The organism is Mucilaginibacter terrae (assembly GCF_031951985.1).
Taxonomy (GTDB): Bacteria; Bacteroidota; Bacteroidia; order Sphingobacteriales; family Sphingobacteriaceae; genus Mucilaginibacter; species Mucilaginibacter terrae_A.
In genome coordinates this window covers 4,120,333-4,134,266 of sequence record NZ_JAVLVU010000001.1, presented here as the reverse complement: position 1 = coordinate 4,134,266, position 13,934 = coordinate 4,120,333, and the positions used below count along the sequence as shown (strand labels likewise).

Genomic DNA, 13,934 nt, shown 5'->3' with positions numbered 1-13,934 from the left:
TTACGAGGTGTCTAAGTTAATCAAAATGAATGGGCTGTTTTAGGCGAAATCCAAAAATTATTGTAATTCAGCCCAACCTGTATGTCTATTAATTCCTGCTGAAGCATCTCCAGCATGGCTAAAAAATTATAAATAAAATGCACCCGGTTTTCGGAGTTTTTCACTAAGGCCTTAAAATCGAGCCGTTGGTTAATGCGCAGCAAATCGGTTATGGCCTTTTTTTGCTGCTCAATGGTGTACGGGTATTGTACCACGGTATGGGTAACCTCCTCGGCACGGTTTAAATAACGGCGGTTAACACGGGCGTAAACCTGCATTAAACGGTATAGCGTAAGGTCGGATAGTTCTTCGCCGGGCAAAGCTTCGGCTTCTATTCCTTTCAATTCTTCGGCAATGTTGCCGCGTCGTTCCTGTTTAAAGCGTTCTTCTTCCAGCGGGCGCAACTGTTCGCACAGATCTTTAAACTTTTTGTACTCAATGAGTTTGCGTATCAGGTCTTCCTTGCTGTCGGCTTCGCTTTCACCAGTTTCGGCCTCGTAGCGGGGTAAGAGCATTTTGGCCTTAATGCGCATAAGCGTGGCCGCCACAAAAATAAATTCACTCGCCAGTTCCATGTTAAGGCTGTTCATTTGGTGAATGTATTGCAAAAAATCGTCGGTAATTTTCGAAATGGCTATTTCGTGAATGTCCAGTTCATCACGTTCGATGAAGAAAAGCAGCAGATCAAAAGGGCCTTCAAACTGCGGTAACCGTATTGCAAAACTGTCATCGGCCATGATGCCGCCAAATATAGTGTTTTTGAGTGAGTTGTGAGTAATCGACCAAATGAGTAGTTTATTACAAAGCTTTTGTGTTCAAAACAATTACAGCATTAAACCATTTATTAAATAACAGTCTAACTATCTCATACACACCCAACATTTATACCTAACTTTAAGTTAAATAATCCATTATAAACTGTTTAGTTATGGATAATTCGAAACAGGTAAAACACTTATATGCCCGTGCTGCTTTTGGTATTGATTACCATCAGTTACAAGAGCAACGCAACTGGAGTGCTAAAAAAGTACTGAAACGGTTGTTTAAAGATTCGGAGCCGATACAAACGCTTACTGCCGTAACCGAAAACATCGACCTTAACCCATTGCCTAAAGAGGCAGGTGAGGAAGCACGCAAAGCGCAGCAGGAAAAGCGCAATCAGCAGGAAAAGGCACTCAATAACGCCTGGATGAACCAGTTGAGTACCACTAATGCTCAGCTGCGCGAAAAGCTTACTTTATTTTGGCATAACCACTTTGCCTGTAATATTGGCAATTATTACTACCAGCAACAGCTGAATAATATTATGCGCACCCATGCACTGGGCAACTTTAAAACTTTACTCACCGGGGTGTCGCAATCGCCGGCTATGCTTAATTTTTTAAATAACCAGCAAAACAGCAAAGCACATCCTAACGAAAACTTTGCCCGTGAGCTAATGGAGCTATTTACGCTGGGAAGAGGGCATTACACTGAGCAGGACATTAAAGAATCGGCCCGGGCTTTTACCGGCTGGGCGTACAACGGCAAAAATGGTGAGTTCAACTTCAGACCGGGCAATCATGATGATAAGCCCAAAACTTTTATGGGCAAAACCGGCAATTTTTGCGGCGAAGATATTATTGACATGATACTGGCCAACAAACAAACGGCCAAATACATGAGCACTAAACTATATAGATACCTGGTTAACGAAACACCCGATGAGACTCACGTTAACCAAATGACCGATGTGTTTTACAATGCTAATTACGAGTTAAAACCGCTGCTTGAATTTGTGTTTACATCCGATTGGTTTTACGAGGATAAAAATATTGGCAACCTTATTAAATCGCCGGTAGAGTTGTTGGTTGACTTAAATCGCCGCTTTCATATTAAATACGAAAACCCCGATGTGTTGATACAGTTTCAGCGCACGCTGGGGCAGGTATTGTTCCGGCCTCCTAATGTGGCCGGATGGCCGGGCGGTAAAAACTGGATCGACAGCTCATCGCTCATGTACCGCATGAAAATACCGTCGACTATTCTTAATGCCGGGGTTATTGATTTTGCGGGAAAGGCTACACCCGAGGATGAGGCATACCTGGCATCTCAGCGCAAACAGCAGTTTAACGTTATTAAACGCGTACAGGCCAATGCCGACTGGAACACCTTTTTACAGGGTATCCCTATTAAGGTTCCGCGTGAAGAGGTGGCAACTTACTTGTTAGAACCGCCCATAAATGCACGCATAACAGCAGAAATAACAAAGGCCACCGATATTAAAAACATGGTGATACAGCTGGTAAGCACACCGGAGTATCAGTTGTGTTAGGATTAGTTAAATAGTTGATTTGTTGATTGAGTGAGTAGTTTAAAACCAATCAACTATTCAACCAATCAACTACTCACCAAAGTGAAACGCTATGAAAAGAAGAGATTTTTTAAGAAACAGCACCCTGGCATCGGGGGCGTTTTTAATACCTGCTTTTTTAAAACCATTTGAGGCTTTGGCTAAAGATGCGTTAACCGGGCATAAAAACCTGGTTATTATACAACTATCGGGCGGTAACGATGGATTGAACACCATTGTGCCTTTTGGCAGCGATGTGTATTATCAAAAGCGCAAAACTATAGCCATTCCCAACACCGAAATTATTAAGCTGAATGACATGCAGGGGCTCAACCCTAACCTGGCCGCCTTGCAGGAAATTTACGACCAGGGATGGATGAGCATCATTAACTCGGTAGGCTACCCTAACCCCGACAGGTCGCACTTCCGCTCCATGGATATATGGCAAACTGCCAGCGATGCCAACGAGTTTTTGAGCACAGGTTGGATTGGCCGTTACCTGGATTCGAATTGCCAAAGCTGTCAAAACCCATACACAGCCATTGAGGTTGATGATACATTATCATTAGCCATGAAAGGGCAAAAAATGAAGGGTATTGCTGTACAAGACCCTAACAAGCTTTTTCAAACCACACGCGAGCCGTTTTTTAAAGATTTGGTGAATGGCCCAACCGACGATCACCTGCACGAAGACAATTTAGGCTACCTGTATAAAACCATGATAGAGACCTACTCATCGGCCGATTATATACAGAAGACCTCGAAGACATATAATGTGGTTGCACCTTACCCGTCTACCGGCTTAGGCAATCAATTAAAAAGCGTATCCAAGTTTATTAATTCGGGATTGGATACGCGCATTTACTATGTATCGTTAGGAGGATTTGATACGCACGTTGGTCAGCAAAACCAGCAAGGCCGCCAGTTAAAAATTTATGCCGATGCCGTAGCCGCCTTTGTTAAAGATTTGAAGCAAACCAGCAAGCTGGACGATACGATGATCATGACCTTCTCGGAGTTTGGCCGCCGCGTGGAGCAAAACGCCAGCAACGGTACCGACCACGGTACGGCAAATAACGTTTTCCTATTTGGTGGCAAACTGGCAAAAGCCGGCATTTATAACGATGCCCCCGATTTGCAAAACCTCGAAAACGGCGATTTAAAATACAAGGTAGACTTTAGAGATGTTTACGCCACCCTGCTCAACAAATGGCTGGAGGTTGATAACGGCAGTATTTTGAATAAGAATTTTGCGGGGTTGGATTTGGTGTAGGGAGATGCTTTTGCCCTTTTTGTCATTGCGAGCGTAGCGTGGCAATCCGCTCATGCAAGGTTGACGGCATTACGGAGATTGCCACGTCGCTATCGCTCCTCGCAATGACACATGGTATTGATTGAGTATTAAAATTACGCCGGTACCCCTACCCCAATCTCCATTAAAATTTCCACAGCCTCATCAATACTGCGCACACCCTCAACGCTAATACGTAAGGTATTCTTTACCTCTTTCATATTTACACGGCGGGGGTTGTTTTTAACAAATTGCAGCACCTGCATAAACGCCATCGACTCAAAGTAGGCCGATTGCTGGTTGGTAATGAAGTAACCACGCAGCACGTTCTTTTTGAGCGATATTTTTTCGAAGCCGATGGCCTTGCCCAGCCATTGCAGGCGTATGGTGTTAAACAGGTCGGCTACCTGCGGCGGTACAGGGCCAAAGCGGTCGGCCAGTTTTTGTTCAAAAGCCATGAGCTGGGTTTCGTTCTCCAGCTTGGATATTTCACTGTAAAGGTTATACCGCTCGGTTAAACTGGTTACATACTCATTCGGGATGAGGATTTCCATATCGGTATCTATCTGTGTAAACGTGATAAACGGCCGTGGTTTTTCGTCTTTAAATACCTCTTTAAACTCGTCGTCTTTCAGTTCCTGTATGGCTTCGTCTAAAATTTTATGGTACATCTCAAAGCCAATTTCGGCAATAAAACCGCTTTGTTCTGCGCCCAGCAGGTTACCGCTGCCGCGTATGTCCAAATCGCGCATGGCTACGTTAAAGCCACTACCTAAATCACTGAACTCCTCAATGGCGCTCAAACGCTTGCGGGCTTCGGGCGTAAGGGTTGATAACGGCGGACTCAGCAGGTAACAAAATGCCTTTTTGTTGCTCCGGCCTACGCGACCGCGCATCTGGTGCAAATCGCTCAAACCAAACATGTGGGCATGGTTAATAATGATGGTGTTAGCATTGGGAATATCCAAACCAGCCTCAATAATGGTGGTGGCTATCAATACATCATACTCGTGGTTCACAAACTTGAGCATCACGTCTTCCAGGTCGTCGCCCTCTAACTGGCCATGGGCTACGCCAATGCGGGCTTTGGGTACCAACTTGCGTATCATACCGCCCAGTTGAATAAGATCGGCCACGCGGTTGTGGATGAAGAATACTTGCCCGCTGCGTTCCATTTCGTACTCAACGGCTTCTTTAATCAGCTTATCATTAAACACATGCAACTCGGTAACTACCGGCTGGCGGTTAGGTGGAGGAGTTGATATAATGGACAGATCGCGCGCGCCCATTAACGAAAAGTGCAGCGTACGCGGTATAGGTGTTGCCGTCAAAGTCATGGTGTCAACATCGGCACGCATGGCTTTCAATTTTTCTTTGGTGGCTACGCCAAACTTTTGCTCCTCATCAATGATCATGAGGCCAAGATCTTTAAACTTCACGTCCTTGCTCACCAAACGATGGGTGCCTATAATGATGTCAACCTTGCCCTCTTGTAACTTAGTCAGGGTATCTTTGATTTGCTTGCTCGATTTAAACCGGTTTACATAATCAATATTGCAGGGGAAGCCTTTCAGCCTGTCTGAAAATGTTTTGTAGTGCTGGGCTGCTAAAATAGTAGTAGGTACTAATATGGCTACCTGCTTACTATCGGCTACGGCTTTAAACGCAGCACGCACCGCAATTTCGGTTTTGCCAAAGCCTACGTCGCCGCAAATAAGGCGGTCCATAGGGTGGGGCGCTTCCATGTCGCGTTTAAAGTCGTTGGTGGCCTTTTCCTGGTCGGGGGTATCTTCGTAAATAAAGCTGGCCTCCAGCTCGGTTTGCAAATAGCTATCGGGTGCAAAGGCATTTCCCTCCTTAGTTTTACGTATGGCGTAAAGCTTTATCAGGTCGCGCGCTATGTCTTTAACTTTTTTTTTTGTGGTTTTTTTGAGCCTCTCCCAGGTATCGGTACCCAGTTTGTTCATCTTAGGCACAGCCCCCTCTTTGCCGCTGAATTTAGAAATGCGGTTAAGCGAGTTAATGTTCACATACAGCAAATCGTTATCGGCATAAATCAGGCGAATCATTTCCTGCATTTTGCCGTTCACGTCCACTTTTTCCAGTCCTGCGTATTTACCTACGCCATGATCTATATGGGTTATATAATCGCCGGGCTTAAGCTCGCGTAACTCTTTAAGCGTAATGGCCTGTGTGCGCTGGTAACCTTTGCGCAGTTTATATTTATAGTAACGGTCAAAAATTTGATGATCGGTATAACAGGCCAGTTTTTGCTCACGGTCAATAAAACCTTCGCGTATGGATACGTGTACCGGGGTAAACTTCACCGTCTTATCCAAATCCTCAAAAATGGCATACAGGCGCTCTACCTGCTTGGTCGAGTCGGTGAAGATCAGGTTCTCAATACGCTCGGCATCATTGTTTTTGATGTTATGGATGAGCAACTGAAAATCTTTATTGAACGATGGCTGCGGACGTATATCAAAATTGATACTGTGTGTGGCCTCGTAAAAAAACTGTTTACCAAACTCAATTACGGCAAAGTCGTGCAGTTGGTCGGCAATCAGTTTCTCGTCGGTAAAGGCAAACTTGGGGTCTATCCAATCCGGGTTTTGGTTCTTTTCTTCGGCCGAAAGGGCTTTCCATAATTGGGTAGCTTTTTTGTGACCGTCTTTAATAATATCCAGCGTAAACTGCACATCTCTTATCCAAACCTGGGTATCGCGCTCAATGTATTCCAGTATCGAAATATTGTTTTCGGTTAAAAACTTCGACTGTACGTTAGGCACAATGGTAATGGATTTTACCTTCTCGGCCGAAAGCTGGCTCTCAATTTCGAAAGTGCGGATAGATTCGATGAAATCGCCAAAGAATTCTACGCGATAAGGTAGATCATGCGAAAATGAGAAAATATCTACAATACCACCGCGTATAGAGAACTGCCCCGGCTCGTACACAAAATCAACCCGTTCAAAATCGTATTCAATTAAAAACTCGTTGATAAACTCAATACTCAGTTTGTTTTCAACCGCAATTTCGAGCGTATTTTTTTCGAGCGATGAGCGATCGATCACCTTTTCGGCAACGGCCTCGGGGTAAGTAACTATGATTTGTCCGTACTCAGTACTATGGTTCAACTCGTTCAAAACCTCGGCACGGGCCAGCACGTTGCTGCTATCGGGCTGGGTAAACTCAAATGGTTTGCGGTATGATGATGGAAATAGCAGCACTTCCTTGCCGGTCAGGTTTTCCAGATCGGCCTGAAAATAGCTGGCCTCCTCGCGATCGGGAAGTACAAATAACTGGTGTTTGTGCTGTAAAAAATACAATGCAACGGCTACGGTGGCATCACTCGATCCCACTAGTCCGCGTAACTGAATGCGTGGATTTTTAGAACTATTGATGGCCTGAGCCAATTCTTTTATCCTATCATCAGCCTTATACCTGTCTAAAATATCTCTAATATTCAAAGCAATGCAAATGTAATCAAAAAAGATGCCGCTGTGGTAGGTTTGGGTGTCAGGGGAATGTTTAAAGTGTTTTTAATAGTTGTAGGCTTACCGCTTTTCTGCTGGCACAAGTATATAACGATGGCGTAGTGTAATGATACTTGAGCCTCATTTGCGTTTTGCTAATTGTCGCGCATGCTACCTCGCAAAGACAGTTTATCTTAAACTTCGAAATTGAACATTTGAAATCAGCTCAAATATTTCTCCTTCATTTGCTTAACAAATCTTACCCCTCTCTGCAACAAAGTACCTTTCCTGTTTTTTAAGAAGTGTTTTATAGCCGCATAAGCCTTTTTGTCTTCCTGCAACACCGATGGGAACCACGTAACCGGCTGACGGCTAACTTGCACCTGGTAAATATCCTCGTTATTGGAATGCACTCCTGTGCCATCGTGACCAATATTTTGAATGAGCGAATGCGCCGGGTTAAGCGTTAAGCCACCTTTTAAAAATATAGAAGCGTACCAGCGTATAGCCCAGGAGTTGTTTTTACCGGCCTTAAACTGCTGTATTTGCTTCCAGAAATTCATGGTGCCTTCGATAGAAAACTGGTTTATTTTCTCTTTGTCGAACTGTTGTATAAGCTTGTCAACATCGGGTTCAAAGTTTTTCCAGGCACGGGCCCAGGTGGCCCAACCCCAACTGGTGGCCGCACGGTAAAAAAAGGATTGTGTTAAGCCCTGGGCTTTGAGGTTATACATGTATGCGCCAATGTGCATTACCTCTTCATTAGCGGCATAGCGGTCTAACGCTTCGTTAAAATATTGCAGGGTATAAGGCGATGATAGCAGGTCGTCTTCAAAAACGATAACCTTGCCATAATCGTTAACCAAATGTGTCACACCGCTAATGATGGAATTGGCAAGCCCTACATTAGTTTCGCGCTCAATAACATTTACCGATTTAAAGCCCGTAACCGTTTGGGCATAGCGACGTATCTCATCTACTTTATCTTCATCGGCCTTTGTTTTGGCGCCATCCGAGTAAATAAACAGGCGCGAATCATCGGCCAACTGGTTTTTTTGCAGGTAGCTGATGGTGCGGCGCGTATGCTCGGGCCGGTTATAAACAAACAGGGCTATGGGTGCCAGGTTTTGCATGGCTTATCGGGGCTTAAAAAATATCGGCTTGTTTATTGGTTTTGCTGCAAAGCACGGTGTAGGCATTGGCCAACTCTTCCTGCTTGTTTTTACCTAAAAAGGTACCAACAGCACTTTTAACCATAAACTCGGTAGTTATCTTTAAATCGGTAATAAAGCTCTTAGGCTTTTTTTGATTAATGTAGGTATTAAACTTGGTTACCTCAGGTTCAATCATGGAGGTAAGGTCTGTTTCTACCTTAAAACCTTCTGTAAGCAGCAGGTAACGTAATGATGTTGGCGTATAAACATTAATGTGTCCGTAAGCCAGGAAATGCTTAATGCGCCCGTCTACATTCTTCTTGTAATCGCGCGGAACCTCGATAACACACATTTTAGCCACACGTTTCAGTTCGCGGAGCAGCATGCGTTCATGCTCTACATGCTCCAGCACGTGCGACAATATGATCAGGTCGAAGCTGTCGTCTTCAAAAGGTAAATGATAACCATCAAACACCTGTACCGATTTTAAATTACCAATATTACGCGATTGGATGTACTCTACCCCGCTATCCGAAATTTCGACAGCGTGATACTCGGGCGCAAAATTTTGTTCAGAAAGTATTTTGAGGATGCTGCCATCGCCCGCGCCAACTTCGAGCACTTTGGCAAACGTGCGGCCTTTGCATACGTCGATAATATGCTGGGCTTTGTACTTGGCACCCAGCATGCGCCAGGCTTCGTCGTGCGTTTTGTAAAATTCGTCGTAGGCAGTTTTTACATTGCCGCTCAGCTTGTCATCGGCCATGGGGTTATATTCCTAAACAGTTATCAGGTTTATAAAATACTGTGGTGGTTTTATAATAAAACAAGCCCGGAGATATACCGCTGAACGGGATTTGCTTAAAGCCTTTATCCAACAGGTAATTAATCCCATCGCGGTAACCGGGGCGTTCCGAATCATCAAGTACGATAACTCCGTTTGCCGAAAGCGCCTCAACAGCCTGAATGCAGCAGTTCACCCGGTCGCGGCCGTCAACAATAATAATATCAAACTCCTCGCCCAGTTTAACCGGCATGCGGCAGTAATCGCCGTCGCGCTGTAGTTCGCAAAAAATCATTTCGGCATTCTCGGGTTTGGTAGATGTTATTTTGTCGAACCATTCTTTATCATGTTCAACCGATACCACAATACCCGTGCGCTGTGCATAAAATATGGTTGAATTACCCGAGCCAAATTCAAACACCGCATGCTCAGGCTTTAAGCGGTCTTTAATAAAATCGATAAAAGAATAAGTTACCCATGGGATGGGATTGCCTTTTTCATCAACCGGCGACTGCGTATCAAATGCATTGAACCAGCCAATGGTATTTAAATACCCCTTGCTGTTGAATGATAACAACGATTTCAGCCTTTTAGGCTGCTTCAGAACATCTATTAGTAACGAAAAATTGCTCAACGATTAAATGCTTTTTGAAAAAGTGAAATTAAGAATAAAGATTTTAACATTTGCACTCCCTGACTACGAGTTTTTGGTATAAGCAGTATAAAAAACGTGGCTACCGCATAGGCTACCAGCGTTGCATAAGCAGCTCCAATTATTCCGTACGCCGGAATAAAGTAAATATTAAGAATAATGTTTACCAAAGCCCCTACCCCTGTACGCAACATAGACAGCTTAAAATAACCCTCGGCAATTAAATATTGACCGCTGGCGCTCCCTAAAAATACAAATATGCCAGCCCAAACGTGTACGGCCAATACCGGTGCTCCGGACCAAAACTCAGGATGGTTATGAAATGCTATTTTATAGATAAATGATGAGGCAAACGTCATAAATATGGCTACCGACAAGCTAATTATAACCATAAGGTCATACATATTTTGCAGCCGCTTGTAGTAGCGGTCAATATCTGTTTTACGCGCATAAACTATTGCCGGGAATACCGATGTTACCACGGCAACCGGTAAAAAGTAAAAACTTTCGCTCAAACTAACCACTGTAGAATATATACCCAATTCAGCTTCGCCCAGGTAGCTGGTTATCATAGCCTGATCTATTTTCATGTAGATAGATACCAGTATAGCCGAAAACGCCAAAGGCCACGATTTTTTGAACAAATAGGCAGCCACCGGAGCTTTGTACTTCCACTCGGTAATCGTGTTATGGGTTTTGCGGTAAACTATAATGTATCCAACGGCTATAATCAATGCATCAAACAATAAGGCATATACAAACCATAGGAGAGGCATATGCAACAGCACCAAGGTAAGTTTAATACCTGCCGAGGTAAGGTTACCCGCTACCTGAACATACATAATGTACTTGGCCTGCACCTTAGCCTGAAAATAGCTCTCTATAATATTAAATGCCTGTATAATGGCTGTAAACGCCACTATAAGCACAAACGTAAACGGCGTATTAAGGTGTTTAAAGTGTGTGATAACTTCGTAAGCTACATACACCAGCGGTAAGGTAACTACACCTGCCAACAAGCGCATCCAAAAGGCGGTACCTAACAAGGTCGATTTCCTTTCGGGATGATTGATGAGTTCGCGGGTAACAAAGCCATCTAAACCCAAGGCAGCTACTGCCATGGAAAAAACCACAATGGTCATGGGGTAATTGAGTATACCGTTTTGAGTTGGCCCCAAATAGCTCGACAATACAAACGTATTGACCACCATTTTAATAACCATGCTGCCAACACGCGCCATCATGAGCATCCCTGTATTTTTAAAATACTTTTGAAAAGCCTGCTGATCGAAACCGGGAATACTTGGAATACGCATATTTTATTGCAAATGTATAAAATGTGTAGTTGTACGCTCACTTAAAATGCATTAAGCTGAATGATGATGCTGAATTTTGGATATTTTATGCTTTTTTTGCCATTGAAGACATTCATTTGCATATGACAACCGACCATCCATATTTTAAACCGCTGCATTCGTACTCTCAAGATGGCGAAGACATGGTGCTGCGTTCCCTCTTAAAAGAGAGCACACCTAACTATGAAGACTACAAGGGCTTCTTTATCGATATTGGCGCGCACCACCCGTTCCGGTTTTCAAATACTATGCATTTTTATGAGCAAGGCTGGCGCGGTATCAACATCGAACCTACGCCTACCGCCATACAGCTGTTTAACCAATACCGCGAGCGCGATATTAATCTGAACGTTGGTATAGGCGATGCACATTCTAAACAAACGCTTTACTGTTTTAATGATTCGGCCTTTAACACTTTTGATGAGCCAACCGCCCGCCAGCGCGATAAAGATCAAAGCAGCTTTCACGTAGTTGAAACAGCCGAGGTTGAAATATATACGCTTGCCGAGGTTTTAAACCAGCACCTGCCCGCAGGTCAATCTGTTATTGATTTTATGAGCATTGATGTGGCCGGGCTTGATGTAAAGGTATTGCAATCGAACAACTGGAGTAAGTACCGCCCGAAGTTTGTATTGGTTGAAGATGTTGACGATAATTTTAGCCACCTTGATGCCTCTGAAGCGCACAGCTTTTTGGCCGACCAGGGTTACCGTATAGTAAACAAAACGCTCCGTACGCTACTGTTTAAACAAGTGTAAAACACTATAAAACAACAAACCCCGACTATTGCCGGGGTTTGTTGTTTTATATGCTGATCAATGCTTATTGATTTACAAACTTTTTAGCGTTGATTTTACGTTCGTTTTCACTCAGGTAAATTTTACGCATACGGATACTTTGTGGAGTTACCTCAATGTACTCGTCGGCCTGTATGTACTCCATCGATTCTTCCAATGAGAATTTGATAGCAGGTGCTATACGCACGTTGGTATCGCTACCTGATGCACGCATGTTAGTTAACTGCTTACCTTTAGTTAAGTTAATAACCAAATCGTTATCGCGGATGTGCTCACCCAAAATCTGACCTTCGTAAATATCGGTTCCCGGATCGATGTGGAAACGGCCACGATCTTGTAATTTATCAATAGCGAATGCAGTAGTTTTACCGGTATCCATTGATACCAATACACCGTTTGCACGACCAGGAATAACACCTTTCCAAGGCTCGTATGCTTTAAAGCGGTGAGCCATAATAGCCTCGCCACCGGTTGCAGTTAATACGTTGTTACGTAAACCAATAATACCACGTGCAGGAATATCAAACTCCAGGTGCTGTAAATCGCCTTTAGGCTCCATTACCAATAAATCACCTTTACGTTGAGTTACCAGTTCAATTACTTTACCGGCAACATCACCAGGTACGTCAACAGTTAAAACCTCAATAGGCTCACATTTAACGCCGTCAATTTCTTTAACAATTACCTGTGGCTGACCAACCTGCAACTCGTAACCTTCACGACGCATAGTTTCAATCAATACCGATAAGTGAAGAATACCACGACCGTATACTAAGTAAGAGTCAGGCGATTCTGTTTCAACAACCTTTAAGGCCAGGTTTTTCTCCATCTCTTTGTACAAACGATCGCGCAGGTGGCGTGATGTTACAAACTTGCCTTCTTTACCAAAAAACGGTGAAGTGTTAATGGTGAACAACATGTTCATGGTAGGCTCGTCGATGTGAATTACTTCCAGTTGTTCCGGTTTTTCAAAATCGGCAATGGTATCACCAATATCAAAACCATCAATACCTACAACAGCGCAAATATCACCCGATTTTACTTCCTGAACTTTAACTTTACCCAAACCTTCGAAAGTATAAAGCTCTTTAATACGTGATTTTTGGATAGTGCCATCGCGTTTTACTAAAGATACCGGCTGGTTTTCTTTAATGGTACCACGGGCAACACGGCCAACTGCAATACGACCAACGAAAGATGAGTAATCTAACGAAGTGATCTGCATTTGCAAAGTACCTTCGCTAATTGGCGCAGGAGGAATATTTTCTAAGATAGCGTCCATTAACGGGAAGATATCTTCGGTTTTAACTTTATAGTCGGTGCTCATCCAACCTTGCTTTGATGAACCGTAGATAACCGGGAAATTCAGTTGCTCTTCGGTAGCATCAAGGTTAAAGAACAATTCGAAAATTTGTTCGTAAACTTCTTCAGGACGACAGTTTTCTTTATCAACCTTGTTTACAACCACAATTGGTTTTAAGCCTAAAGCCAAAGCCTTTTGAGTTACAAAACGGGTTTGAGGCATGGCACCTTCAAAGGCGTCACACAATAACAAAACGCCATCGGCCATTTTTAATACACGCTCAACCTCACCACCAAAATCGGCGTGACCAGGGGTATCAATAATGTTAATTTTGATGCCTTTATACTGAACCGAAACGTTTTTAGAAACGATGGTAATACCACGTTCGCGCTCCAGGTCATTGTTGTCGAGTATAAGCTCGCCGGTTTCCTGATTGTCGCGGAAAATTGCGCAGCTGTGAAGGATTTTATCAACCAAAGTGGTTTTACCGTGGTCAACGTGTGCTATAATAGCAATATTACGAATTTGATTTTGCATGAAAATGCCTCTTAAATTTTGCGCAAAGATAGGCTTAATTTATGGCATTTAAAAGAGTTGTTAGCTTTTTACAATTTTGTGAATATAATTAATAAACAAGCAGTTACATATTATGAATTTAAAGGTTATAATGCACTTAATAAGTTAAACAACCATTATTTTAAGCCCCTGAACCAATCCTGCCATTTTTACGTTAACATTATATAACAATTCT

10 protein-coding genes are annotated in these 13,934 nt (G+C 43.4%); 3 read left to right on the top strand and 7 right to left on the bottom strand.

Features of this window, described 5'->3' with window-relative positions:
• Window positions 1-20 precede the first annotated feature (20 nt).
• The gene (locus QE417_RS17695; protein ID WP_311951849.1) at window positions 21-776 is read right to left on the bottom strand and encodes a segregation and condensation protein A; all 756 of its coding nucleotides are present in this window, start codon (window positions 774-776) and stop codon (window positions 21-23) included.
• 191 nt (window positions 777-967) lie between these two features.
• Here QE417_RS17695 and QE417_RS17690 point away from each other — a divergent pair, with 191 nt between their 5' ends.
• Together QE417_RS17690 and QE417_RS17685 are read left to right on the top strand one after the other, a co-directional pair.
• Window positions 968-2,353: a DUF1800 domain-containing protein gene (locus QE417_RS17690; protein WP_311951848.1), complete on the top strand. Its 1,386-nt coding sequence runs from the start codon at window positions 968-970 to the stop codon at window positions 2,351-2,353.
• A gap of 91 nt (window positions 2,354-2,444) precedes the next feature.
• Window positions 2,445-3,644, top strand: coding sequence for a DUF1501 domain-containing protein (locus QE417_RS17685; protein WP_311951846.1), 1,200 nt, complete (start codon window positions 2,445-2,447; stop codon window positions 3,642-3,644).
• Window positions 3,645-3,778: 134 nt separating this feature from the next.
• Here the strand turns inward: QE417_RS17685 and mfd are convergent, their stop codons facing one another.
• The 5 genes from mfd to QE417_RS17660 all read right to left on the bottom strand — a co-directional run bounded on the left by mfd (window position 3,779) and on the right by QE417_RS17660 (window position 11,044).
• Window positions 3,779-7,132: a transcription-repair coupling factor gene (mfd, locus tag QE417_RS17680; protein ID WP_311951844.1), complete on the bottom strand. Its 3,354-nt coding sequence runs from the start codon at window positions 7,130-7,132 to the stop codon at window positions 3,779-3,781.
• 227 nt (window positions 7,133-7,359) lie between these two features.
• Window positions 7,360-8,271 (bottom strand): glycosyltransferase, encoded by a 912-nt coding sequence (locus QE417_RS17675; RefSeq protein WP_311951842.1) that lies wholly within the window; start codon window positions 8,269-8,271, stop codon window positions 7,360-7,362.
• Between the two features lie 13 nt (window positions 8,272-8,284).
• A complete protein-coding gene (locus QE417_RS17670; RefSeq protein ID WP_311951841.1) occupies window positions 8,285-9,058 on the bottom strand; it encodes a class I SAM-dependent methyltransferase in 774 nt (257 codons plus the stop codon).
• Window positions 9,059-9,062: 4 nt separating this feature from the next.
• Window positions 9,063-9,710 (bottom strand): FkbM family methyltransferase, encoded by a 648-nt coding sequence (locus QE417_RS17665; protein WP_311951839.1) that lies wholly within the window; start codon window positions 9,708-9,710, stop codon window positions 9,063-9,065.
• Window positions 9,707-11,044, bottom strand: coding sequence for a flippase (locus QE417_RS17660; RefSeq protein WP_311951838.1), 1,338 nt, complete (start codon window positions 11,042-11,044; stop codon window positions 9,707-9,709). The genes QE417_RS17665 and QE417_RS17660 overlap by 4 nt, the downstream gene beginning before the upstream one ends.
• A gap of 29 nt (window positions 11,045-11,073) precedes the next feature.
• Here QE417_RS17660 and QE417_RS17655 point away from each other — a divergent pair, with 29 nt between their 5' ends.
• A complete protein-coding gene (locus QE417_RS17655) occupies window positions 11,074-11,841 on the top strand; it encodes an FkbM family methyltransferase (protein WP_311951837.1) in 768 nt (255 codons plus the stop codon).
• A gap of 64 nt (window positions 11,842-11,905) precedes the next feature.
• On the opposite strand, the gene typA is transcribed toward QE417_RS17655, so the two are convergent.
• Window positions 11,906-13,720 (bottom strand): translational GTPase TypA, encoded by a 1,815-nt coding sequence (gene typA, locus QE417_RS17650; protein WP_311951835.1) that lies wholly within the window; start codon window positions 13,718-13,720, stop codon window positions 11,906-11,908.
• Between the last annotated feature and the right edge of the window lie 214 nt (window positions 13,721-13,934).